The organism is Xanthomonas sp. DAR 35659 (assembly GCF_041242975.1).
In the GTDB taxonomy this organism is placed as follows: domain Bacteria; phylum Pseudomonadota; class Gammaproteobacteria; order Xanthomonadales; family Xanthomonadaceae; genus Xanthomonas_A; species Xanthomonas_A medicagonis.
Window position 1 is genome coordinate 3,662,022 of sequence record NZ_CP162488.1, and the last position, 24,728, is coordinate 3,686,749.

At 71.2% G+C, this 24,728-nt stretch carries 17 protein-coding genes; 8 read left to right on the forward strand and 9 right to left on the reverse strand.

Going from position 1 to position 24,728, the window contains the following annotated elements; all coding sequences use genetic code 11:
* Positions 1-293 precede the first annotated feature (293 nt).
* From tilS to AB3X07_RS15265, 3 genes are read left to right on the forward strand one after another with little or no spacing between them, the layout of a single operon-like run.
* Entirely contained in the window at positions 294-1,814 is a 1,521-nt protein-coding gene (tilS, locus tag AB3X07_RS15255) for a tRNA lysidine(34) synthetase TilS (RefSeq protein ID WP_369939438.1), read from the forward strand.
* 31 nt (positions 1,815-1,845) lie between these two features.
* Positions 1,846-2,109, forward strand: coding sequence for an exodeoxyribonuclease VII small subunit (locus AB3X07_RS15260; RefSeq protein WP_263397821.1), 264 nt, complete (start codon positions 1,846-1,848; stop codon positions 2,107-2,109).
* Positions 2,099-2,977 (forward strand): polyprenyl synthetase family protein, encoded by an 879-nt coding sequence (locus AB3X07_RS15265; protein ID WP_369939439.1) that lies wholly within the window; start codon positions 2,099-2,101, stop codon positions 2,975-2,977. The genes AB3X07_RS15260 and AB3X07_RS15265 overlap by 11 nt, the downstream gene beginning before the upstream one ends.
* Positions 2,978-3,345: 368 nt before the next feature.
* On the opposite strand, the gene AB3X07_RS15270 is transcribed toward AB3X07_RS15265, so the two are convergent.
* Positions 3,346-4,899, reverse strand: a complete 1,554-nt coding sequence (locus tag AB3X07_RS15270; RefSeq protein WP_420018520.1) for a GH39 family glycosyl hydrolase — start codon at positions 4,897-4,899, stop codon at positions 3,346-3,348.
* A 261-nt stretch (positions 4,900-5,160) separates the two neighbouring features.
* Between AB3X07_RS15270 and AB3X07_RS15275 the strand changes: the two genes are divergently transcribed.
* Positions 5,161-6,252 (forward strand): M35 family metallo-endopeptidase, encoded by a 1,092-nt coding sequence (locus AB3X07_RS15275; RefSeq protein ID WP_369939441.1) that lies wholly within the window; start codon positions 5,161-5,163, stop codon positions 6,250-6,252.
* 204 nt (positions 6,253-6,456) lie between these two features.
* Here AB3X07_RS15275 and AB3X07_RS15280 read toward each other — a convergent pair whose 3' ends face one another.
* The 4 genes from AB3X07_RS15280 to pmbA form a co-directional block, all read right to left on the reverse strand.
* On the reverse strand, positions 6,457-7,596 hold the full coding sequence (locus tag AB3X07_RS15280; protein WP_369939442.1) for a DUF1501 domain-containing protein: 1,140 nt from the start codon (positions 7,594-7,596) through the stop codon (positions 6,457-6,459).
* Between the two features lie 36 nt (positions 7,597-7,632).
* Positions 7,633-9,057, reverse strand: a complete 1,425-nt coding sequence (locus tag AB3X07_RS15285; RefSeq protein ID WP_369939443.1) for a DUF1800 domain-containing protein — start codon at positions 9,055-9,057, stop codon at positions 7,633-7,635.
* 230 nt (positions 9,058-9,287) lie between these two features.
* Positions 9,288-9,665 (reverse strand): DUF4870 domain-containing protein, encoded by a 378-nt coding sequence (locus AB3X07_RS15290; RefSeq protein ID WP_369939444.1) that lies wholly within the window; start codon positions 9,663-9,665, stop codon positions 9,288-9,290.
* A 368-nt stretch (positions 9,666-10,033) separates the two neighbouring features.
* On the reverse strand, positions 10,034-11,398 hold the full coding sequence (gene pmbA, locus AB3X07_RS15295; RefSeq protein ID WP_369939445.1) for a metalloprotease PmbA: 1,365 nt from the start codon (positions 11,396-11,398) through the stop codon (positions 10,034-10,036).
* A 65-nt stretch (positions 11,399-11,463) separates the two neighbouring features.
* Here pmbA and yjgA point away from each other — a divergent pair, with 65 nt between their 5' ends.
* On the forward strand, positions 11,464-12,063 hold the full coding sequence (gene yjgA, locus AB3X07_RS15300; RefSeq protein WP_369939446.1) for a ribosome biogenesis factor YjgA: 600 nt from the start codon (positions 11,464-11,466) through the stop codon (positions 12,061-12,063).
* A gap of 159 nt (positions 12,064-12,222) precedes the next feature.
* Here yjgA and tldD read toward each other — a convergent pair whose 3' ends face one another.
* The 4 genes from tldD to AB3X07_RS15320 form a co-directional block, all read right to left on the reverse strand.
* Positions 12,223-13,665 carry a metalloprotease TldD gene (tldD, locus tag AB3X07_RS15305; RefSeq protein ID WP_369939447.1) on the reverse strand — a complete coding sequence of 481 codons (1,443 nt, stop codon included), beginning with the start codon at positions 13,663-13,665 and terminating at the stop codon, positions 12,223-12,225.
* A gap of 58 nt (positions 13,666-13,723) precedes the next feature.
* Complete coding sequence (locus AB3X07_RS15310) at positions 13,724-17,641, reverse strand: YhdP family protein (RefSeq protein ID WP_369939448.1); 3,918 nt, start codon at positions 17,639-17,641, stop codon at positions 13,724-13,726.
* Positions 17,642-17,798: 157 nt separating this feature from the next.
* Positions 17,799-19,289 (reverse strand): ribonuclease G, encoded by a 1,491-nt coding sequence (rng, locus tag AB3X07_RS15315; RefSeq protein WP_369939449.1) that lies wholly within the window; start codon positions 19,287-19,289, stop codon positions 17,799-17,801.
* Positions 19,289-19,855, reverse strand: coding sequence for a Maf family nucleotide pyrophosphatase (locus AB3X07_RS15320; protein WP_369939450.1), 567 nt, complete (start codon positions 19,853-19,855; stop codon positions 19,289-19,291). The genes rng and AB3X07_RS15320 overlap by 1 nt, the downstream gene beginning before the upstream one ends.
* A gap of 133 nt (positions 19,856-19,988) precedes the next feature.
* On the opposite strand from AB3X07_RS15320, the gene AB3X07_RS15325 reads away from it, so the two are divergent.
* The 3 genes from AB3X07_RS15325 to AB3X07_RS15335 all read left to right on the forward strand — a co-directional run bounded on the left by AB3X07_RS15325 (position 19,989) and on the right by AB3X07_RS15335 (position 24,615).
* Positions 19,989-20,726 carry an SIMPL domain-containing protein gene (locus AB3X07_RS15325; RefSeq protein ID WP_369939451.1) on the forward strand — a complete coding sequence of 246 codons (738 nt, stop codon included), beginning with the start codon at positions 19,989-19,991 and terminating at the stop codon, positions 20,724-20,726.
* A gap of 283 nt (positions 20,727-21,009) precedes the next feature.
* Positions 21,010-21,687 carry an energy transducer TonB gene (locus AB3X07_RS15330; protein WP_369939452.1) on the forward strand — a complete coding sequence of 226 codons (678 nt, stop codon included), beginning with the start codon at positions 21,010-21,012 and terminating at the stop codon, positions 21,685-21,687.
* Positions 21,688-21,855: 168 nt separating this feature from the next.
* Positions 21,856-24,615 (forward strand): TonB-dependent receptor, encoded by a 2,760-nt coding sequence (locus AB3X07_RS15335; RefSeq protein WP_369939453.1) that lies wholly within the window; start codon positions 21,856-21,858, stop codon positions 24,613-24,615.
* The last annotated feature ends 113 nt before the right edge of the window (positions 24,616-24,728 follow it).

Here is a 24,728-nt window from a genome sequence, read left to right on the forward strand (position 1 = left end):
GCGGTGCGTGGCATTGCGACCGGCCTACCCGCGCTGCGCCGGCCACGCTCTCGCGGTGCGTGGCGGTCCATCGCACAGGCGGTGCACGACTGCCGTCCGCAGCGTCCCGCCCTACTGTTTTGATCCAGGCATGCGCCGCCATGCCACGCATCGCGTCGCTGGCGGCGAATACCCGGCGCGTCCCGTCCAGTCCGCTGCGGCACCACCACGCGCACGACACGCTTCGCTGCCGCGTCGACAGCCTCTAAAGTGACGCGATGAGCCGCTGTTCCGATCCCCCCCCGCCTTGTGCCGTGACCGCCGCCCTGCCCGATCCGGCACCGGCCGCGGTGCTGGTCGGCCTCAGCGGCGGCCTGGATTCCAGCGTGCTGCTGCATGCGCTGGCGCACCAGCCGCGCTATCGGCACGCCGGGCTGCGCGCGGTGCACGTGCACCACGGCCTGCATGCCGACGCCGATACCTGGGCCGACCAGTGCGCGACGGTCTGCGCGGCGCTGGCCATTCCGTTACAGGTGCTGCGCGTGCGGGTACCGCTCGATGCCGGCCACGGCCTGGAGGCGGCGGCGCGGCAAGCGCGGCGCGCGGCCTTCGCCGAGGCGCTGGCGACCGGCGAATGGCTGGCGCTGGCGCAGCACCGCGACGACCAGGCCGAGACCTTCCTGCTGCGCGCGCTGCGCGCCTCCGGCGCGGACGGGCTGGCGGCGATGCAGCCGCTGCGCGACTTCGCCCACGGCAAGCTGTGGCGGCCGTTGTTGGCGTTGCCGCGGGGCGAATTGCAGGCGTACGCGCAGCGGCATGCGCTGCAGTGGATCGAAGATCCCAGCAATGCCGATCCCGGCTTCGACCGCAACTTCCTGCGCCTGCGCGTGCTGCCGCTGCTGCGTCAGCGCTGGCCGCATGCCGATGCCGCCCTGGCGCGCAGCGCGCAGCTGTGCGGCGAGGCCGCCGCGCTGCTGGAGCAGGACGACCAAGCCGCACTAGAGGCGCTGCTCGGCCCCCCGGACGCCGCAATGCCGCGGCCACGCGGCGATGCGCGGCCGCACGACGATGCCGCCGCGCTGGCGGATCGGAATGGCCGGCCCGCATGTGAGGCGCTACGCGACAGCGCCGATGAGCCAACGCAACGGCCGCGCCGCGCGCCGGCGTGCGGCGATGTCGCTGCGCCGCCAGCCCAGGCCGACCAAGCCGCGCTCGACGCGCCAGGCGACGACGCGCCACCGCTGCCGCTGCCCCGCCTGCGCGCGCTGCCGGCGCCACGCCGCGCGCGCGTGCTGCGCCGCTGGGTCGCGCAAGCGGGGCTGCCGCCGTTGCCGGCCGCCGGCCTGGCGGCGATCGAACACAGCCTGCTGCATGCCCGCGCCGACGCGTCCGCGCAGTTCGCCTGGCATGGCGCGACACTGCGCTGCTGGCGCGATGCGCTGTACGCCGAACGCGATCCACTGCCGCTGCCGAGCGCGTGGCAGGCGCACTGGGACGGACGCGCGCCGCTGCCGCTGCCGGACGGCCGCCGCCTGCGGCTGTTCGCCGAGGCGCCGCTGGCATTCGACGCGCCGCTGCTGGTGCGCTGGCGCCAGGGCGGCGAACGCATCCTGTTGCCGGGCCGCGCGCATTCGCAGGCGCTCAAGCACGTGTTGCAGGAGCGCGCGGTCCCGCCGTGGCGGCGCGCGCGGCTGCCGCTGCTGTTCGACGCCGAACGCTTGCAGGCCGCCGGCGCGGGCATCGTTGCCGCGCCGCTGCACGCCTGGCTGCAGGCGCGGCGTGCACGCCTGGCGCTGGACGCGGCTGACACGCCATCGTCACCCGCCTCGCATTGACCCTGCCGCCGACGCCGCGCACACTTCCGCGATGCCCAAGAAGTCCCTAGACGATGCCTCCCCGGTCGCCCGCTTCGAGCAATCGCTCGAGGAACTGGAAGTGCTGGTGGAGAAGATGGAAACCGGCGACCTGAGCCTGGAACAGTCGCTGAGCGCCTACGAGCGCGGCGTCGGCCTGTACCGGCAGTGCCAGCAGGCGCTGGAACAAGCCGAATTGCGCGTGCGCCTACTCAGCGACCCGGAGCAGCCGGACGCCGCCGAACCCTTCGATCCCGCCCCGCTCCATGGCGGCTGACGCCGCGTTCGCGCGCTGGCGCCAGCGCGTGGAAACCGGCCTGGACGCGCGCTTGCCTGCCGCCACGGTGGCGCCGCAGCGGCTGCACGCGGCGATGCGTCACGCCACCCTCGGCGGCGGCAAGCGCATGCGCCCGTTGCTGGTCTACGCCAGTGGCGCGCTGTTCGGGATCGACGAGGCGCAACTGGACGCACCGGCCCTGGCGGTGGAACTGATCCACGCCTACTCGCTGGTCCACGACGACCTGCCGGCGATGGACGACGACGCCTTGCGCCGCGGCCGCCCGACCGTGCACATCGCCTTCAACGAAGCCACCGCGATCCTGGCCGGCGATGCCCTGCAGTCCCTGGCGTTCGGCCTGTTGGCCGAGGCCGACGCCGCTCCGGTCTTGCGCGTGCGCTGGCTGCAGACCCTGGCCGAGGCCGCCGGCGCCGCCGGCATGTGCGGCGGCCAGGCCCTGGACATCGATGCCACCGGCAGGGTGCAACCGCTGGCCGACCTGCAACGCATGCATGCCTTGAAGACCGGCGCGCTGATCCGCGCCAGCGTGCGCCTGGGTGCCCTGGCCGGTGGCGCCGACGCCGCCGCGCTGGCGCAACTGGACGCCTTCGCCACCGCGCTGGGCCTGGCATTTCAGGTGCGCGACGACATCCTCGACGTCGAGGCCAGTTCCGAACAACTCGGCAAGACCGCCGGCAAGGACGTCGCCCAGGCCAAGTCCACCTATCCGGCGCTGCTCGGCATGGACGGCGCCAAGGCCAAGCTGGCCGAACTGGCGGCGACGATGCGCGACAGTCTGCACCAGCACGACACGCGCGCCGACGCGCTGGCGGCGCTGGCGCGCCTGGCGGTCGACCGCTCGCACTGAAGCGATCAGGCGCGACACCCGCCCCCCTGTAGGAGCGGCTTCAGCCGCGACAGGCTTTACCGAGAACGCCGACCAGAACCGATCCAGGGCAGACGCCGCGAACCTCTGTGGGAGCGACTTCAGGGCACCTCTAACAACCTGCTTTCGCCACAATCGAGTCAGATGCAGTTGGTCCTGTAGGAGCGGCTTTAGCCGCGACAGGCTCTACCGGGAACGCCTCGTCGCGGCTAAAGCCGCTCCTACAGGACACTTTCCGAAGTTATTGGAGGTGTCTTTCCGTCAGGACGGGCCTTACCGGAAAAACCCGTCGCGACTGAAGTCGCTCCCACAACAGCTCGCCCCCTGTAGCGCGCTTGTCAGCGCCCCGCTCAGCGCGGGCGTAGCTCCAGCAGCACCACATCGTTGGCGCGCATCGCCACATCCACCTGCGCGCGCCCGTCCTTGCCCACGCGCACCCGCCGCAGTTCCGGCGCATCGACGGTCGTGCCCTGCAGCGCACGCAATTGCTGATCGCTCAGCGTCTTCGGCGCGCCCATGCGCAGATACGCGCTGTACGCATCGTTGGCATCGAAGCCGGTGCGACGGATCGCCACCGCATACGCACCCGGCGCCAGTCCACGCAGTTGCAGACAAAGCGGCGCACGCGCGGCCGGCGGCAGCAGTTGGGTGAAGTACGGTCGATTGCTCTTGTCCTGCCGCGGCGTAACGAAGTCCCACGCCAGCAGCTTCAGCACACCATCGTCGTAGGTCGCATAACTCTGCGCATCGGCGTTGCGCAGCTGGCGCGCGCCCAGCGCATGCAGGTACTTGTAGGCGAAGTACGCCGGCTTGCGGATGCCCTGCGGATTGAGCAGGCCGAAACCGCCCTGGAACGGGGCGGTCGGCGGCCCCGGCTCCTCGAACAGGTCGCTGTAGGTCCAGTAGCTCATGCCCTGCGCCTGGCCTTCCACCGCCTTGAGCTTGCTCAGGATGTAGGCGGCGCTGAGATAGGCGTCGTGCACCGGATCACGCGGCGTGTAGCTGGTGCTCCACTCGGTGAAATACAACGGCAGATCCGGCATCGCCGAGGCCTGGATCTGCGCGCGCACGCGGCGCACGTCGCCGACGATCGCGTCGGGCGATGGCGACAGCTTGGTATCGCTTTCGCCCTTCTCGTCGAGGAAGCCGCCGTCCACGCCATAGGTGTGGGTGGTGATGAAATCCACTGGCGTGCCGGCGGCGTGCGCATGGGCGATGAATTCCGGCACCCAGGCCGCACCCGCGGTCGACGGCCCGCCGACCTTGAGCCGCGGATCGATGCGCTTGATCGTTTTTGCCGTCGCCGCGTACAGCGCGAAGTACGCCGGCTGGTCCGCGCCCTCCCAGAAGCCGGCCAGGTTCGGCTCGTTCCACACCTCGAAATACCAGCGCCGCACTTCGTCCTCGCCATAGCGCTGCCGCACATGGCGCACGAACGCGTCCACCAGCGCGGTCCACTTGTCCAACTTCGGATGCGAGGTATTGCCCTGCCAATAGAAGATCCGCTGCTCGGACGTCTTCATCGCCTCCGGGGTGAAACCCAGTTCGACGAAAGGACGGATGCCCATGCCGAGCATACGGTCGTACAACTGGTCGATCTTGCTCCAGTCGTAGTGCGGGCGCCCATCCACTTCGCGGTAGGTGCCGAGCACGTCGTGGAAGATCGCGTGGAAGCGCAGGTAGCGGAAGCCCAGTTCGTCGCGGGCGGTGCGCAGTTGCGCCAGGCTGTCCTCGCGCAGCAGCGTGCCCGGATAGTCCGACCCCACCGACAGGTCGTAGAAGCGGTCGCGCGCCGTGGTCGGCCCCTGCACGTCCAGCGCGATCGTGCGCGGCGCCGGCTGCGCCACGGCGGTGGCGGCCAATCCAAGCCATACGATCGCAATCAACCGGCGCAGCACTCGCACGTCCGCCCTCTCCCACGGCGCGATGAGCGCCCGACTCTAGCATCGTGGCGCGCGTCGGCAACCCCGCAGCGCATCGGCGCCTGCGTGCCTCGCCGCGCAGCCGTCGCGATGCGTCGTCGCAGCGAACCGGTTTGTGGGATCGAACGCCCGCTTCGCTGGACGAAATCGCAGACAAACGCGCAATCCGCCACCAGCCGCGAAGCGGCGGGCTAGTTTGCATACGCCCACGCATGGGCACCCATTTTCAACGGAGACGTCTGCATGAAACGCACATCCCTGATCTCGGCGGCAATCGGCTTCAGTCTGGTCGGCATCATCTCGGCGGCCACTGCGCAATCGCAGTTGGTGCGGGCGCCCGCGCCGCTGCAGGTCGACCTGACGCCGGTAGCCGATGCCGACGGGCAGCAGCGCGGCCAGTTCGCGGTCACCGTGCGCAATACCGGCACGCGCGCCGCGCGCGTGCCCAAATGGGAACTGCCACTGGGCGAGCTGGACGGCAGCCTGTTCGAGATACAGCGCGATGGCCGTGCGGTCGATTACGTCGGACGCCTGGTCAAGCGCGCCGCGCCGCGCGCCGAGGATTTCGTGACCCTGCAGCCGGGCGAGGCGCGGCAGGCGCAGATCGATCTGGCCGACGCCTACGACCTGTCGCGCAGCGGCAACTACACGATCCACCTGAATGCCTCGCTGCAGTACGCCGCCTTCGCCGACGGCGAGCGGATCCAGCGCGCCGTCGGCCAGCCGCAGACGGTGTCCAGCGCGCCGCTGACGGTGTGGCTGGACGGCCGCGGCCGCGCGGTGCGCAACGACCTGATGGTCGGCCCGCAGGCGGTGGTCAACGGCATCAACTACGCGTCCTGCAGCAGCAGCCAGATCAGCACCATCGGCAGCGCGGTGAACGCGGCGCGCACCTATTCGCAGAACGCCAAGACCTACCTCAACGGCGGCAGCACCGGCGCGCGCTACACCACCTGGTTCGGCGCCTACAACGCCAGCCGCTACAGCACCGCCACCTCCAATTTCGTCAACATCGATGCGGCGATCGACCAGAACAACGGCCAGGTCACCATCAACTGCGGGTGCAGCGACAGTTCCTATGCCTACGTCTACGCCAACCAGCCGTACCAGATCTACGTGTGCAACGCGTTCTGGAGCGCGCCGCTGACCGGCACCGATTCCAAGGCCGGCACGCTGATCCACGAGATGAGCCACTTCACCGTGGTCGCCGGCACCTCCGACTACGCCTATGGCCAGAGCGCGGCCAAGAACCTGGCCACCAGCAACCCGGCGCGCGCAGTGAAGAACGCCGACAGCCACGAATACTTCGCCGAGAACAACCCGGCGCAGAACTAGGCCACCGGCTGCGGACGGCGCGGTGCCGGCAGCGCTTGCCGGCACCGCGCCCCTGTTGGCCGACGACACGCCGGCGGTGGCCGGCGCTGTTCATCACCGTGCCTGAAGTGGCGATGCCCGCGTCGCCATGCCGAAAACCTTGCGCTGCCACCAGCGCCTGCGACCACGCATCGCAAGCGGCGGCCATCCGCGGCATGCACGTCCTCAGCGCGACGCCAGCAACCCCTCCATTGCCCGCACCGCCGCGCTGCCGGGGAACACCTGCGTTTCCAGCGCCGCTTCCGGCACGCCCAGGTGCGCGCCCAGCAGATGCTTGAACACGCTGCGCAGGTCGGTGGTCGCGCGCAGGTCGCGGCCCTCGTTCAAGGCATGCGGCGCCAGCCCGGGCCAGTCGCCGGCGATGCGCCCGCCGCGCACCGCGCCGCCGGCCAGGAACGCGACGCCGCCGGTGCCATGGTCGGTGCCGCCGGTGCCGTTGACCGCCGCGGTCCGGCCGAACTCGGTCACCACCGCGACCACGCTGCGCTCCCAACTGGCACCGGCGCCGTCATGGAACGCGCGCAATCCGGCATCGAGTTCGGCCAATTTGCGCTGCAGCACCGCGGCCTGGTTGCCGTGCGTGTCCCAACCCGAATCCTCGACGAAACCGATACGCGGGCCATCGTCCTTGGCCATGAAGCTGGCGGCGGCGCGCATCGCCTGCGGCAGTTGCCCGCCCTTGCCGCTCTCCACCAGCGTGTCCTGGCTGCGCAGCGCGCGGGCGAAGCCAGCGGCCAATTGCGCATCGGCGGCATACAGCGGTTGCAGCCGCTGCAGCAGGATCGGATTGACCTCGCTCGGCAATGGCGGCGACCAACCAGCGACCGCGGCCGGGCCGCGCATGATCAGCGGCGTCACCGCGCTCACCGACAGCGCCTCGACCCCATGCAACGCCGCCGCGCAGCGGTTGAGCCAGCCGCTGGACGCGCCGCTGGGGCGCGCGGTGCCGTTCTCCAGGCAGTCCTGCGCTTCGAAATGCGAGCGCTGCCGGTACGGCGGCGCCACCGCCACCACCGGCAGCCACTGCTGGCGCGCGTACAGCTCATGGGCGAAGCCCAGCGCCGGATGCAAGGCGAAGCTGCCATCCAGGGCCAGGGTCTGCTGCGGCGCCAGCGCGCCGCGCAGCCGCGCATAGTCCGCATCGCCCTGCGGCACCAGCGCGTGCAGGCCGTCCAGCGCGCCGCGCAGCAGCACCACCAGCAGCCGCGTGTGCGCGGACGGCGCGGCCAGGCTGGGACCGGACCACAGGCTCAGCAGCGTGGCCGCGCCACTGGCGGCGAGGAAACGGCGGCGTGTCAGAGGCATGGACGTTCTCCGCTTGGGTGAGGCACGACGCGCCGCTCAGGCGCGCCATTGGAAGGCCGGGCTGGCCAGCAGCAAGGCCACGCCATCGCGCGGCGATTCGGCGCGCCGCAACGCGCTGCTCGTGTCCGGGTCCAGGCTGCCGGCGAACACGGTCGCGGCCAGTGCCAGCGGGTCGGCCTGCGCGGACAGGCCGGACAGGGCCTCGGCCGCCTGCACCCGTTTCCACAGCGCGTCCGGCCCGTTCCATTCCGCCGCCACGTCGGCATAGCCGGCCGGCGAGCGCGGCATGAACGGCGGTTGCCCCATCCGCGCCAGCATGTCCAGCAGGGTGCGCTGCTGCGCCGGCGCCTGCGGCCAGTCGCCGCCGGCGCGCAGCGCCGACAGCACGAAGTCCTGCGGCGCCTTGAACTTGCGCGCGTCCGCGCTCCACGCCTCGTCGCTGTCGATCAGCGCGCGGTACACGCTGGGCAGATCGCCGTCGCTGCGCAACCAGGCCTCGGCCATGCGTTGCACCAGCGCCGGCGGCGGATCGTCGCGGACGAAATGCCGCGCCAGCTTCAGCGACAGATGCCGGGCGGTGGCCGGATGCCGCGCCAGCGCGGTCAGGATCGCCTCGCCTTGCGCCAACCCGGCCTCGGCGTAGCGTCGGCCCAGCACCTGGCGGCTACCGGCGGCATGCGCCGCGGCGCGGAACACGAAGGCGCCGGCCGGCGCGACATCGTGCTCGAACTCGCGCGGCGCGGGCACGCCCCAGCCGGTGATCGCGCGCGCCAGTTCGGTCACGTCGGCCTGGGTGTAGCCGCCATCCACGCCTAGCGTGTGCAGTTCCAGGATCTCGCGCGCCAGGTTCTCGTTGAGTCCCGGCCGCCGCGGCGGCGTCGCCGGGTCCTGCCGCGCCGCGCGGCGTTGCGCGCGCTGCGCCGCCATCGAGTCCGGACCGATCGACGCGGTGTTGTCCAGGTAGCGCAGCATCGCCGGGTGCCGCTCCACCGCCAGCAGCAGGTCGGCGAAGCGGCCCATGCAATGCGGGCGGATCGCCTCGCGCTCCATCGGCGCGGCGTACAGCGTGGCGGCGCGCTTGTCGACCGAGACCGCGAAATGGTTGGACCAGAACTGCACCAGGCGTTCGGCGAAACCGTCGGCGCTGGCGACCGCCACGGCGTAGCGCGCCGCCAGTTCCTGCGCCTGTGCCTGCCGGTACAGGCTGCGCGCCGCCTGCTGCGCGGGCTTGGCATCCGCCGGCGCCTGCATCCGCGCCTGGCGCCGTTCGCGCTGGTAGGCGGCTTCGCGGCGCAGGTAATCCAGGCTGTCGGGCAAGCCCTGCAGCGCCGGGAGGGCGGCGGGCCGCGGGCGCAGCTGCGCGGCCAGCCAGGCGCGCGGGTCGTCGATGGCCGCCAGTTCGCCGGGACGTGCGCCCAGGCCGAAGCGATTCGCGGCGCTCAGGGTGTGGCGACGGATCATGCGGCGCTCCCGTTCGGCAGTCGCATGGCTAACGCGCCAGGGCCGGGCCCGGTTGACGCGGCCCGCAACGCGGCCACGGGCTGGCCCGGATTGCATGGCGAGCCGGCAACGGCAGGGGCCGCGGCGAGGCGGAGCGCACGGCGGCCGCGGCCCAGTGCGCGACGCCGGCCAGCGCAACGAAAAAGGCCCGGCGGTGGCCGGGCCTTTTTGCGCGACGCGTGTGCTGCGGCTTACTTGATCAGGCGCAGCGCGAACGGGTAGCGGTAGGCCACGCCTTCGTTGGCCTTGATCCCGGCCAGGATGCAGAACACCAGGTTCACCACCCACACCACCGGCATCAGCAGGCCGCCAATCACGATGATGCTGAGCACCATGCAGATCACGTAGGCGATGGCGACCGTGATCTGGAAGTTCAGCGCTTCCTTGGCCTGGTCGTTGAGGAACGACTTGGCCGGGTTGTCCTTGTTCACCAGCCAGATGATCAGCGGCACGATGAAGCCGGCGATGATGCCCGACAGATGGGTGATCAGTGCGACCGTGCGGTCCTCCTGCGGGCCAGCGGCGGCCGGCGGCGGCGGCGGGGCGGTCACATTGTCGAATTCGCTCATCGGTATTCCCTTCCTATGGTGGTGAGTGGCAAGGCGCCTGGCGCGCCACTCTCGGCGTAGCGCGCAACGCTGTCAAGGCATGCGGCCTTCCGCGGCGCGGGTTTCGGCCACCGCCGGCCCCGGCGCGCGGCGTGCGCAGGCCGATCTGGATGCCGGCCAGCCGCGGATCGGCGGCCCCGGCGCTTGCGAGCCGCCATCCGCGAACGGACGGCCAGCGGCGCCGCCGAGCCGGAACAGGGTGCCGCGGGGAGCGCCTTGCAAGGCCGGCATGCGACGCGCAGCGCAAACCCGGGCGGCGCGGCCATGTCGTCGGTGACCGCCCTTCCTACCAGGGGCATGGCCATCCGCCGGCGAGCGCCACGGGCTGCTCAGTCGTTGCCGGCCACCGTCATCCTGCCGACCAGCACCGCGCCGATATGCAGGTGCGAACGCACGTCGATGTCGCGGCCGACCGCCTCGATGCACTGGAACATCTCGCGCAGGTTGCCGGCGATGGTCACCTCGTCCACCGGATAGGCGATTTCCCCGTTCTCGATCCAGAAGCCGCCGGCGCCGCGCGAATAGTCGCCGGTGACCGGGTTGACGCCATTGCCCATCAGCTCGGTGACCAGCAGTCCGCGCGGGATGCCGGCGGCGATCGACGCCAGATCCTCGGCGTTGGCGGCCACCTGCAGGTTGTGCACGCCGCCGGCGTTGGCGGTGGTCTGCAGGCCGAGCTTGCGCGCCGAATAGCTGCCCAGCACGTAACGCTGCAGCACCCCGTCGCGCACCAGCGGCGCATCGCGGGTGGCCACGCCCTCGCCGTCGAAGGCGGCCGAGCGCAGCCCGCGGCGCAGGTGCGGCCGTTCGTCGATGGCGAACCAGTCCGGGAACAGGCGACTGCCGACGCTGTCGAGCAGGAAGCTGGCGCGGCGATACAGCGCGCCGCCGGAGACCGCGCCGAGCAGGTGCCCGATCAGCGAGCGCGCCATCTCCGGGGCGAACAGCACCGGCAGCTCGCCGGTCGGCAACGAGCGCGGCTGCAGCCGCGCCACGGTGCGCTCGGCGGCGCGGCGGCCGATCGCCGCCGGCAGTTCGAGGTCCTCGCGCGCCAGCGCGCTGCTGTACCAGCCGTCGCGCTGCATGCCGTCGCCGTGGCCGGCGATCAGCGCGCAGCCGATCGAATGGTGGGTGCTGCGCTCGCGGCCGACGAAGCCGTGCGAGTTGGCGTACACCGACAGGCTCTCGCTGCTGCCGACCGAGGCGCCATCGGAATTGGCCACGCGCGGATCGGCCTCGCGCCCGGCGGCCTCGCAGGCCAGGGCCAGCTCGATCGCCTCTTCGGCCTCCAGCGACCACGGATGCCAGCGGTCCAGCTCGGGCAGCTCGCGCGCCATCAGCGCCGCGTCGGCCAAGCCGGCGGCGACGTCGTCCTCGGTGTAGCGGGCGATCGCGCAGGCCTGGGCCACGGTCGCCTCCAGGCTGGACTCGTGCAGGTCGGCGGTGCTGGCGCTGCCCTTGCGCTGGCCGAAGTAGACGGTGACGCCGATGCCGCGATCGCGGGTAGCCTCCACCGTTTCCACCGCGCCCAGGCGCACGTTGACGTCCAGCCCGCGGTCTTCGCTGCAGCTGACCTCGGCCTGGCTGGCGCCGAGGTCGCGCGCGCGCGCCAGCAGGCGCTGGGCGGTTTCGGACAGGCGCTCCAGGCGTTCCAGGCTGTCGTCGCGGCGCAGGTCGGGGGTGATCGCGTTCAATGCTTTATCCTGTGAAGGTCACGGCTCCGCGCAACGCGGAGCGGAAATTTCGAATTGGAAAGACGATGCGCGGACGCGACGAAGACACCGGTGAATTCCGCGGCGAAAGCCGCAGCCAGCAGCGCCGCGAGGCGTTGGAGGTACTGAGCCTGGGCGAGAAGCTGGTGGCCCTGACGCCGGCGCAGCTGGCCAGGCTGCCGGTGCCCGAGTCGCTGCTGCCGCATATCGCCGAGACCAAGCGCATCACCTCGCACATCGCGCACAAGCGGCAACTGGCGTTCCTGGCCAAGCAGATGCGCCGCGAGGACGATGCCACGCTGGAGGCGATCCGCGAGGCGCTGGACGTCAACAGCGACGGCGCGCGCCGCGAAGTGGCGGCGCTGCACCGGGTCGAGGACTGGCGCGAACGGCTGCTCGCCGACGGCGACAGCGCGCTGTCCGAGCTGCTGAGCGACCACCCCGAGGCCGACCGCCAGCGGCTTCGCCAACTGGTCCGCAACGCCAAGGAAGAACGGCTGAAGAACAAGCCGCCGCATGCCTATCGGGAGTTGTTCCGGGAACTGCGCGACCTGATGCTCGGCGGGGCGTCGGGAATCGGGAATGGAGAATCGGGAATCGACGACGCGGACGAGGACGCGGCGCGCGAGGACGACACCCGCGACTGAGGCGCGGCGTCGGCGGCCACTGCGCACGGCCGCCGACGCCATCCCAGCCCGGCGGCGGGCGCGTCGCCCGATGGGTCGATCCGCCAGGCAGGCAAAGCGGCAGCGCACCGCGGCGCCCGCCTTCCCGATTCCCGTTTCCCGATTCCCCACTCCCGGCCCCTACGCCGTCCCGCCCACGGTCAAGCCGTCGATCAGCAACGACGGCTGGCCGACGCCGACCGGCACGCTCTGCCCGTCCTTGCCGCACACGCCCACGCCTTCATCCAGCGCCAGGTCGTGGCCGATCATGCGCACCTTCTGCATCGTCTCCGGGCCATTGCCGATCAGGGTGGCGCCCTTCACCGGCGCGGTGACCTTGCCATCCTCGATCAGGTAGGCCTCGGTGGCCGAGAACACGTACTTGCCGCTGGTGATGTCGACCTGGCCGCCGCCGAAGTTGACCGCGTACAGGCCCTTCTTCACCGAGCGGATCATCTCCTGCGGGTCGTGCTGGCCGGCCAGCATGTAGGTGTTGGTCATGCGCGGCATCGGCAGGTGCGCGAACGATTCGCGGCGGCCGTTGCCGGTCGGCGCCACGCCCATCAGCCGCGCGTTCAGCGCATCCTGCATGTAACCGACCAGCACGCCGTCCTCGATCAGCGTCGTGCAGTTGCTCGGGGTCCCTTCGTCGTCCACGTTGAGCGAGCCGCGGCGGCCGTCGAGGGTGCCGTCGTCGACGATGGTCACGCCCGGCGAGGCCACGCGCTGGCCGATGCGCCCGGCATAGACGCTGGTGCCCTTGCGCGCGAAGTCGCCTTCCAGGCCATGCCCGACCGCCTCGTGCAGCAGCACGCCGGGCCAGCCTGGCCCCAGCACCACCGGCATCACCCCGGCCGGGGCCGGCACCGCCTCCAGGTTGACCAGCGCCTGGCGCAGGGCTTCCCTGGCGAAGGCCTCGGGCCGCCCGCCGGCGAACAGCTCCTCGTAGCCGTAGCGCCCGCCGCCGCCGGCATAGCCGGATTCGCGGCGCCCGTTGTGCTCGACGATCACCTGCACGTTCAAGCGCACCAGCGGGCGCACGTCGGCGGCGAGCACGCCGTCGCTGCGCGCCACCAGCACCGTGTCCACGCCGCCGGACAGGCTCACCATCACCTGCTGCACGCGCGGGTCGGCGGCGCGCAGGAACTGGTCCAGGCGCCGCAGCACCTCGACCTTGTGGTCGTTGCCCATGCCGTCGACCGGGTCCAGCGCCGGGTACAGCGCGCGCCCGTTGCCGCGCAGCAGCGCCTGCGCCGGCTGCGCGCCGCCGTCGCGGGAGATCGCCCGCGCCGACTGCGCCGCGGCCAGCAGCGCGTCGCGATGGATGTCGTCGGAATAGGCGAAGCCGGTCTTCTCGCCGGAAATGGCGCGCACGCCCACGCCCTGCTCGATGGAATGCGCACCGTCCTTGACGATGCCGTCCTCCACGCTCCAGCTCTCGCGCCGCGCGTGCTGGAAATACAGGTCGCCGAAGTCGATGCCGGGGCCGAGCAGCGTGCCGAAGGCGCGCTCCAGGCTGGTGGCGTCGAGGCCGGCGGGAAGCAACAGGCGGGTTTCGGCGAGGCTGAGGGCGTTTTCGGTCATGGACTCAACATGGGGGACGGGGGCGCCCAGTGCAAGCGCCGGCGGCGCGGGCGCCGATTCAGGGACGGCCGGACGCGGCCGGCGGCGGTGCGGGGGCAGGTTCCGGTGCTGGCGCCGGCGCGGACTCGCGCTCGATCACCTCCACCTTGGGATCCTTCCACGGGCCGGTGACGCGGTAGGTGCGCGCACCGATCGTGCCCAGCGGCTTGCCCAGCACCGCGTTGGCGGCCGCGCCGACCGCCGCGCCGACCGGGCCGCCGGCGACCGCGCCGACCACGGTCAACAGGTTGCCGGACTTGGGATTGACGTCGATGGTCTGGTCGAACTGCTGCGCGCGCAGGTCGGCCTGCCCGCGCACCTTGATCTCCGCGGCGGGGCCGTCGATCAGCATCGACTCGCTGCGCGCCACGCCGTCGCCGAACCGCACCTGGCCGTCGATGCGGTTGAAGGCGAAGCCCTTGGAGAAGAAATCGCGGAAATCGAACATCAGCCGGCGCGGCAACTGCGCCACGCTGAGCAGGCCCAGCACGCGGCCGGCGCCGGGGTTGAGTTCGAGTAGCTGGCCGTTGCGCGCGGCCACGTCGAGCTGGCCCTGCAGCGTGGCCAACTGGAACCCGGCCGGGTCGCCCGGCCAGGCCGCACGCAGGGTCAGCGTGCCTTGGCCGCCGCGCAACTGGCCGCCGAAATCCAGGTTCTGCATCAGCTCGCCCAGGTCCTGGCTGTCCACGTTGGCGTTGAGCTGGGTGCGGGCGCTGGCGCCCTTGCCGCGCCAGTCGCCGCTGATGTCGATCTTCTGCTTGTCCGAACGCAGGTGCAGTTGGTCCACCTGCATGCCGTCGCTCAGCTTGCGGGTGCGCAACGAGGCCGCGCCGAGGGTGATCGCACCGAAGCGCAGGTCGTCCACGTCCAGCGCCAGCGCCGGGATCGCGGCCGGGTCGATCGTGCTGGTCAGCGGCCGCACCGCCGCGGCGGCGGTGGCGGCGGCCGGGGCGGACCCGGCATCCGCGCCGTCCGCCGGCACCGCGGCGGCGGCCGCCGCCGTCGTCGGCGCCGCGCGCCAATGGACCCGCGCCAGGCGGCCGCCGAGCACCCCGTCCGGCTTGCTCGGCACGCTGAGTTCGCCGGCCAGCGCCGGTCCGTCCAGGTGCACCGCCACGCTGTCGGCCTGCGGCTGCAGGCGCAGGCGGGTCGCGTCGAACACGCCGCCGAGCAGCAGCAGATGGTCGGCGAGCACGTCGATCTGGCGCAGCGGCATCGGATCCTCGGCGCCCGGCGCAGTCGCCGCGTTCGCGTCCGGGCGGCTGACCAGGCCGATCCAGTCGATCGCGTTCAGCGAGGCGGTACGCCCGCTCACGGTGAGGCCGCTGCTGGGCGGATCGCCGACCACATGGTCACTGCCCATCACCACCTTCACCCCGGTCTTGCCGTTCTGGCTGCGCGCGGCCAGCGCCATCAGCTTGCCGAAGGCGACCTCGATGCGCCCGCTGCCCACCGGCAGCGGCACGTTGACCGAGGTCGCCAGCGGCGCCGCAGCGCCCTTGTCCATCGGCGCCGGCAACAGCAGTTGCGTGCCGACCAGATCAGAACGCAGCTGCAGACGGGTCGGCGGCTGGGTTCCGCCGTCGGCGGTCTTGGGCAGGGCCACGCCGACGTTCCAGCGCGAGCGGCCCTCCACGTACGGCTTGAGCCAGGCCATTTCCGGCGCGCGGTCGAGCAGATCGTCCGCGTCCGCCAAGACGCTCAGCTCGGCCTCGAAGGCCTGCTGCGGGTCGCTCACGCCATCGCCGGCGCGCAGCGCCAGCACGCCCGGCTCGCCCTCGTGCAGCACCGCCAGTTGCGGCGCCTCGAAGCCGGTGTCGCGATAGTTGGCGCTGCCGCGCATGGCGTCGAAGGCCACGTCCCAGCGGCGGTCGGCGATGCGCGCGCCGAGCAGGTCGACCGTACCGCGCAGGTGGTGCTCGCCCACGTCGCGGCGCAGGGGCTGCAACAGGTCGAAGCTGACGTCGGCCGGCCCGGACGCGCTGAGCGCGTCCAGGGTCTCGCCGTAGCGGTGGCGCAGCGGACTCTGCCGCAGCATCGCCAGCAGCTTGCCGGTCTCGGCGCGGCTGCTGGCCTGGACGCTGAGCTGGCCCTGCGCGTAGTCCGGCAGCACCGCCGACAGCCGGTCCACCGCCACCCCACCCATCTCGCCGCGGCCGTGGACCTCGAAGCCGTTGCCGATGAAGGCCACCGCGGCGTCGACCTTCTCCACCGCCGGCCATTCCTGTTGGAAGCGGATCCTGGCGTCGTCCAGCCGCGCGGTCGCCTCGAAGCGGCCGTTGTGGTTGACGAACGGCCAGTCGTCCAGGTCGCCGGACACCAGCGCGCGGCCATCGCGCAGGTGCCCGCCCTGCAGCGCGGCGTCCAGCCAGTCGGTGGCCGCCTTGCTCATCTTCGAATGCACCCAGAACTTCTTGGCCGCCACCATCGGCGCGTCCTGCAGGTCGGCGGCCAGGTCCAGCCACGGCCGCGAGCCGTCGGCCTGGAAGCGCACGCCGCCGCGGACGTCGGCGCCGTAGTCGCTGCCCTGCACGCGCAGCGCCGGCGTCGCCACGCGCAGGTCGGCGCCGTCGCGGAACGCCACGATGCGTCCGGCCAGGCGCACCTCGTGGACCACGCCGAAGCCGCTGGGCCAGTCGAAGCGCACCGGGCTGGCGGCGTCCAGCACCAGCTCCCCGCCCTGCGCATCGCCGTCGAAGCGGCCGCGCAGGCCACTGACGCCTGGGGCCTGCCCGACCGGCGCGAACGCCAGTTCGGTCAGCCGTCCCTGCCCGTACAGCGGACCGTCGGGGCGGCCGCTCAGCGCCACCTGGGTCAGTTGCAGGCGCGGCCGGGCCGCGTGCATCCAGGCGCGCAGGTTCGGCGACAGGGCGTCGCTGAGCGCGGCCACCGCCAGCAGCGGGGCCAGGTCCAGGTGGTCGCCGAGCAGCGCCACACGGCGCCCGCCGGCGACGGTCAGCCCGTCCAGGCGCTGCGTCGGTTGCCCGGCCTGGCCGATCTGCAGGCGCGGCGCATCCAGCCGCCAGCCGCCGTCGATCTGCCGCCAGCGCGCCAGGGCGCGCAGCGTGGTGAACGCGGTCTGCGGCCGCGCACCGCCGGCGGCCAGCGGCGCGCCGCTCAGGCGCAGGTCGCGCAAGGTGGCGTCGACGCTGACCCCGACCACGCGGTGCCGCCGCAGCTGCGCCCAGCCCTGCACGGTGCCGGTGCCGCCTTCGACGCGGATCCCGGCGGCATGCATCAGGCCCGCCCAGCCCTCCAGTTGCGCCGGGCGCGCGGCCACGTAGGCCTCGCCGTCGCCGCGGCGGCGGTCCATGTCCAGCACCGCGGTCAGCGGCGCCTGCTTCAGGTCGATCCAGCTCTGCGCCCCCACGCGCAGGCGATCGCCGTCCACGCGCAGGCGCAGATCGATCTTCGGCAACCGCGCATCCAGGCCCAGGTCCGGCGCATGCACCGCCAGGCGGCCGTCGATGACCTGCAACTCGCCCAGGCCCTGCAAGGCGTCCAGCGGATCGCCGCCCTGGGTCGTGGTCGGCAGGCCCTGCACCGACCAGATGCCATCGGCGCCGCGCAGCAGGGTCAGCGCCAGGCCGCGCAGGCGCAGTTCGGTGAACGAGCGGCCAGGCAGCAGGCCGGCGTACATCGACACCAGCACCTCGGCCTGGCCGATGCGCACGCCGTCGCCGGCGCCGATGCGCAACCCGTCCAGACGCAGCAACGGGCCGCGCCGGGTCCAGGCGGTCTCGACCCGGTCGAAGTGGATCGGCCGCCCGGCACGCTCGCTGAGCCAGGCCTGGACCCGCTCCGGGTGCCGCTCGACCAGCGGCAACGCCTGGCTCAGCGCCCCCACCAGCAACGCCACGCACACCAGCCCGATCGCCACCGCGTAGAACGCGAAACGGCGGGCCAGGCGCAGGCGGCGGCGCAGGGGCGTATGCATCAGGGATGGGGATTGGGGAATCGGGAATGGGGAATCGCAGAAGCAGATCGCGCGCGGCTCACCGCCGCGTGAAATCCGGCAAAGGAATCTGGAGATGCGTCAGCGCCGACAACACGCTCTTCCCCCATTCCCCATTCCCGATTCCCCTCTCCCGGCATCACAACAACACCACGTCGAACTGCTCCTGCAGGTATTGTTCGTCGGCCTGGAAGCGGATGGTCTTGCCGAGGAATTCCTCCAGTTCGGCCACCGCCGCCGATTCCTCGTCGGTGATGCGCGCCACCACCTTGGTCGAGGCGATCACCAGCAGCCGCGCCGCGTCGAACTGGCGCACCGCGCGGGTGATCTCGCGGAAGATCTCGTAGGTCACGGTCTCGGCGGTCTTGATCGAGCCGCGCCCGCTGCATTCCGGGCACGGTTCGGACAGCTGCCGCTCCAGGCTCTCCACGGTGCGCTTGCGGGTCATCTCCACCAGGCCCAGCGGCGAGAACTCGTACACCGTGGTCTTGGCGTGGTCGCGCGAGAGCGCCTTCTCCAGCGTGCGCAGCACCTGGCGGCGGTGCTCGGCATCGTCCATGTCGATGAAGTCGATGATGATGATGCCGCCGAGGTTGCGCAGCCGCAGTTGCCGCGCCACCGCCTGCGCCGCCTCCAGGTTGGTGCGGAACACCGTCTCCTCGAGGTTGCGCTGGCCCAGGAACGAGCCGGTGTTGACGTCGATGGTGGTCATCGCCTCGGTCTGGTCGATGACCAGGTAGCCGCCGGACTTCAGCGGCACCTGCTTGTCCAGCGCGCGCGCGATCTCGTCCTCGACCCCGTACAGGTCGAAGATCGGGCGGTCGCCGGTGTACAGCTCCAGGCGCTCGGCCAGCACCGGCATGTACTTGGCGACGAAGGCCTGCAAGCGCTCGAAGGTCTCGTGCGAATCGACCTTGACCTTCTCCACGTCCTTGCGGATCAGGTCGCGCACCGCGCGCAGCGGCAGGCTCAGGTCCTCGTAGATGATGCTGGCCGGGGCGCCGTCGCGGCCGCGCCGCTCGACCACGTTCCAGACCCGCGACAGGTAGGCGATGTCCTCGGCTAGGGCCTCGGCCGGCTGGCCCTCGGCATTGGTGCGGATGATGTAGCCGTAGCCGCCGTGGCTGGCGGCCAGGTCGGCGACCAGGGTCTTCAGGCGCAGCCGTTCGGCCTCGTCCTCGATCCGCGCCGACACCCCGATCACCCGCGACTGCGGCAGCAGCACCAGGTAGCGCGAGGGAATGCTGATCTGCGTGGTCAGCCGCGCGCCCTTGCTGCCGATCGGGTCCTTGACCACCTGCACCACGATGTCCTGGCCGTCGCGCAGCAACTCCACGATCGGCACGCCCGCGGACACGGGCAGCGGCGGCGCCTCGTCGGTATCGGCATGCGCCACCGGCGCCGGCCGCACCACGTCGTTGGCGTGCAGGAACGCGGCGCGTTCCAGCCCGACCTCGACGAACGCCGCCTGCATGCCGGGCATGACCCGTTGCACCCGGCCCTTGTAGATGTTGCCCACCACCCCGCGCCGCCAGCCGCGCTCGATGTGCAGTTCCTGCAGCATGCCGTTCTCGATGACGGCCACCCGGGTCTCGCGCGGCGTGACGTTGACCAGGATCTCTTGCGACATCACAGCACTCCGAAGGCGCGCAGCAGGTTGGAAGTTTGGTGCAGAGGCAGGCCCATCACCCCCGAATAGCTGCCGTCCAGGCGGCTGACGAAACGCTCGGCGCCGCCCTGGATCGCATAGGCGCCGGCGCGCCCCATCGGCTCGCCGCTGGCGACGTAATCGGCGATGTCGCGCGCGGACAACGCGGCGAAGGTCACCGCGGTGGACACCAGCAGCAGTTCCTCGCGGCCGGCGCCGACCACCGCCACCGCGGTCATCGCCTGGTGGGTGCGTCCGGACAGGGCCGCCAGCATCGCCGTGGCATCGGCGGCATCGGCCGGCTTGCCGAACACGCGCTCGTCCAGCACCACTTCGGTGTCGGCGCCGAGGACCAGCGCATCCGCCGCGCCGTCGAGCTGCGCCAGCCCGGCGCGCGCCTTGTCCAGCGCCACGCGGCGCACATAGGCTTGCGCCGACTCGTCGGCCGCGCGCACTTCCGGCACCTCCAGGTCGAGGATCCGGAACGGTACGCCCAGACGCGTCAGCAGTTCGTTTCTGCGGGGGGAACGGGAAGCGAGATACAGCATGGCGGAAGGATAACCCGGCGCGCCTGACTGAACGATCGCTAATTCCGGCACCATGCACGCGACCCCGGCACGCATCACGACGCGTTCATCGTCGCGACAACACCCTCGCCCCACTTCGTCCAGGAGAACATCGATGCGCCCACTGTCCGTCCGACCGCTGCTGCTGGCCCTGACCCTCGCCCTAGGAGGCACGATGACCGCCCATGCCCAGACCGCCGCGCCCGGCTATGCCGTGCCCGCCGACGGCACCTTGCTCAACATCGCCGCGCAGGCCGAGGCCAAGCACGCCCCGGACGTGGCCACGCTGTCCGCCGGCGTGGTCACCCAGGCCGCCGACAGCGCCGCGGCGATGCGCCAGAACGCCGAGCAGATGACCAAGGTGCTGGCCGCGGTTCGCGCCGCCGGCATCGCCGAGAAGGACGTGCAGACCAGCGGCATCAACCTCAATCCGCAATACAAGTACGTCGACAACCAGGCGCCGCAGGTCGTCGGCTACCAGGCCAGCAACTCGGTCAACCTGAAGGTGCGCGACATCGCCAAGCTCGGCAAGGTGCTCGACGCGCTGGCCGCGCAGGGCGCCAACCAGATCAACGGCCCGACCTTCGAGATCGACGATCCGGAACCGCTGTACGACCAGGCCCGGGTCGATGCGCTGAAGAAGGCCCAGGCGCGCGCGCAGAGCTACGCCAAGGCGCTGGGCCTGCGCGTGCGCCGCATCGTCAGCATCTCCGAAGGTAGCGGCGGCGGCGTGCGCCCGATGCCGATGATGCGCACCATGGCGATGAAGGCGGAGATGGACAGCACCCCGGTGGCGACCGGCGAGAGCAGCGTCTCGGTCAACCTGGACGTGGTGTTCGAGCTGGGCAAGTAATCGCCCCACCCGCGTTCCGACGACGGCGCCTGCGGGCGCCGTCGTCGTTCGTGGCGCACAGCAACCGGGGCCCCACCGCGCGCATCGTGCTGCGCGCCAGAGCCGCCGTCGCCGTGCGCGGCGCCCCGAATCGCCCCCCGTCCGTCGCCGGCGCTTGCCAAGCCGAGGGGGACAGGCTCAATGTCGGAGGTGCGGACGGGCGGCGCATCGACCCCGTCCGCCGCGCTGGCGCGTTTGGTCGTACCGCAAGTCCACAAGACGCACATCATCATGGAGGTGGATCATGGTTCGCACGCAACTCCCCGCTCCCTCGTTCGGCATCGACCTGTCGCGGATCCTAGCGCTCAGCGCCGCGATCGGTCTGCACCTGCTCGCCTTGCTGCTGTTGTTGATCCCGCTCTCGCACGTGGCACCGCCGCAGGAGCCGGCGAAGGCGCAACCGCGCTGGCAGGAACCGATCGTGGTGCCGGTCACCCCGCCCCCGCCCGTGCCGGTGCCGGTGACGCAGGAGGAGAAGCGGATCGTGACCCCGCCGCAGACCCCGACCGCTGCACCGACTCCGTTGCCGGTGCAGGCGCCGCTGGCCGATGCCAGCCCGATGCCGCTGCCCGCGGCGGCGGCCGATCCGGCGCCGGCCGTGGCCGAACCCAGCGTGCCGCCCACCAGCGTGAGCGCACCGGTGGAAGGCATGCAGCTGCAGTACCTGCGCGCGCCGGCCCCGCCCTACCCGCGCGAGGCGTTGCGCGACGGCTTGCAGGGCAGCGTGCTGCTGCGCGTACTGGTCGGGGTGGATGGCCAGCCGCTGGAGGTCAGCATCGCCAAGAGCAGCGGCCACAAGATCCTCGACCAGGCCGCGCGCGAGCAGGTGCTGCGGCGCTGGAAATTCCATGCTGCACTGCAGCAAGGAACCCCGGTTCAAGCCTATGGGCTGGTGCCCATCGATTTTTCGTTGAGCCGTTGAAGGCTGGCGCAGCCCCGGCGGCGGAAGCGCCCGCCGGGGCTGCTTAATTCAAAATTCACAATTCATTCACGATAAATACACCTAGATGGCGGTCAGCCGGCGCTCATGTGCCGGCCTTTTTGGCAATATTAGAAATCAAAACTTGCGCTTCCAGTTAGGAGAGAGACTGTGAACACCCCGATTCAACGGCGTGCAACCCGCCGCCATGTGCTTTGCGCGTCCGTCGCCGGCGTCCTCGCCGCCACCGCCGCCGTCCCCGCCGCGTTCGCGCAGGAAGCGGCGACCAACCTCGACCGCATCACCGTCACCGGCTCCAACATTCCGCGCACCAACACCGAGACCCCGTCCCCGGTCCAGGTGGTCACCCGCCAGGAAATCGACCGCACCGGCAAGACCACGGTCGCCGAGTACCTGCAGACCCTGACCTCCGACGGCGCCGGCTCGATCCCCAAGAGCTTCGGCAACGGCTTCGCCGGCGGCGGCGCCGGCATCTCGCTGCGCGGCCTGGGCGCCGGCTCCACGCTGGTGCTGTTGAACGGCCGCCGCATGGCGACCTACGGCCTGGCCGACGACGGCCAGAAGGTGTTCACCGACCTGAGCACCATCCCGCTCGACGCGGTCGAGCGCATCGACATCCTCAAGGACGGCGCCTCGGCCATCTACGGCTCCGACGCGATCGCCGGCGTGGTCAACATCATCCTGCGCAGCGACTTCGAAGGCGCGATCCTGCGCGGCTCCTACGGCATCTCCGGCGACAGCGACGGCGACACCCGCAAGGCGACCCTGACCGCCGGTACCGGCAACCTGGCCAGCGATGGCTGGAACGCGTTCTTCAGCCTGGACGTGGGCAAGTCCGACGCGATCAAGATCAGCGACCGCAAGGACCGCAAGTGGATCGGCACCGGCGACACCCGTCGTTGGGGCTACGGCAACGATGCCCAGTTCCTGGGCGGCGCATTCCTCAGCGGCGGCACCCGCGGCGGCGTCGGCCCGAACGGCTCGGTGCTGGACAACACCGCACACCTGGTGGCCCTGCCTGGCTGCGCCGGCGTGACCACCATCCCCGGCCAGGACGACGCCACCGCCCAGGCCCAGGGCTGCCTGTGGGATCCGGCGCAGCAGTACCGCGACCTGAGCCCGGAAGAGAAGTACGTCAACGTGTTCGGCCGTGCCAGCTTCGCCTTCGGCGAGGGCGGCGAGATCTACACCGAGATCGGCTACTCCAAGAAGGAAACCACCTTCTCCAACACCCCCTCCGGCGTGTCCGGCGGCTGGGGCTATCCCGAAGGTCCGGTCAACGCCAACAGCGGCGACGGCGCCACCGTGCTCTACGCCAACCATCCCGACAATCCGCTGCCCTACGCCGCGCGCCTGCGCTACAGCGCCTGGGACGTGGGCCCGCGCGTGACCGACAACACCAACGAGTTCAACCGCTTCCTGGTCGGCGTCAAGGGCAACTGGGGCGAGTGGAGCTACGACACCGCCTACCTGCACTCGGGCACCGACCTGGTCAACAAGCGCACCGGTTTCCTGCGCTACAGCGCGGTGCGCTGCGTGCTGGGCAACCCGGCCTGCCCGGCCGGCACCTGGCGCATCGGCGACAACGCCAGCGAAAACTCGCAGGCGCTGTACGACTATATCTCGCCGACCATCAGCGCGCGCGCCAAGTCCAGCCTGGACATGTTCGACTTCACCGTCTCGCGTAGCCTGGCCGACCTCAAGGGCGGCCCGCTGGGCCTGGCGCTGGGCACCGAATGGCGCAAGACCAGCAACAGCCTGACCCCGCAGACCTACACCGACATCGGCGACATCATCGGCCTGGGCTACTCGGCCTACGACGGCACCCAGAACGTCTACGCCGGCTACGCCGAGCTGTCGGCGCCGGTGCTGGAGCAGCTGGAACTGTCGGCGGCGGTGCGCTACGACAAGTACGAGAGCGGCGACGGCAAGGCCACCCCGAAGCTGGGCGTGAAGTGGACCCCGGCCGACTGGATCGCCCTGCGCGCCAGCTACGCCGAAGGCTTCCGCGCGCCGAACCCGGCCGAGAACGGCGACGGCGGCCTGGCCGCGTTCTCCAACGCGTCCGACCCGGTCCGCTGCGCGATCGATGCGAGCGAGTGCGGCGCGCGTTCGGTGGCGATCATCACCCGTCCGAACCCGGCGCTGAAGCCCGAGGAGTCCAAGAGCTACTCGGTGGGCTTCGTACTGCAGCCGACCGCGACCACCTCGCTGACCGTGGATGCGTGGCAGATCAAGCGCACCAACGAAATCGCCCAGGGCAGCACCGCGGCCGCGATCGCCGCCGGCAACGTCCTGCGCGACAGCAACGACATCGGCGGCGTGGCCAACAGCGGCAGCATCCTGGCGGTCAACACCGGCTATGTGAACGCCAACTCCTCGCGTGTGCGCGGCATCGACACCGATGTGCGCCAGACCTTCGAGATCGGCCCGGGCCAGCTGGAAATGGACCTGCAGTGGAGCCACCTGCTCAAGTTCGAGCGCACCGAAGGCGGAGACACGGTCGATTACGTCGGCACCCACGGCAATTGCGACGTGACCAACTGCATCGGCACCCCGCAGGACCGCGTCAACTTCGGCACCACCTGGAAGCAGGGCGACTGGAGCGTGAGCGGCGTCGTCAACTACATCTCCAGCATGGAGAACAAGGACCGGCGCGGCGGCGACTACCTGGCGTTCTACGCCGACGGCAGCCCGGTGACGAAGATCGCCTCGTTCACCACGTTCGACCTGTCGGGCCGTTGGAACATCACCGACGCGTTCGAGCTGAACGCCTCGGTGCAGAACGTGTTCGACCGGATCGCTCCGCTGGATCCGACCACCTACGGCAGCGTCAACTACAACCCGCTGCACTTCAGCGGCGCGGTCGGCCGCTACTTCACGGTGGGCGCCAAGTACACGTTCAACTGATTGAACGCGGTATGTGGTACACGAAAAGCCCGGGCGCGAGCCCGGGCTTTTTCTTTGCGCGGCGTTCGTCCCTCGTACGTGTTGTTGGCCGAAGGCCGGCGTCGCCACCAGCG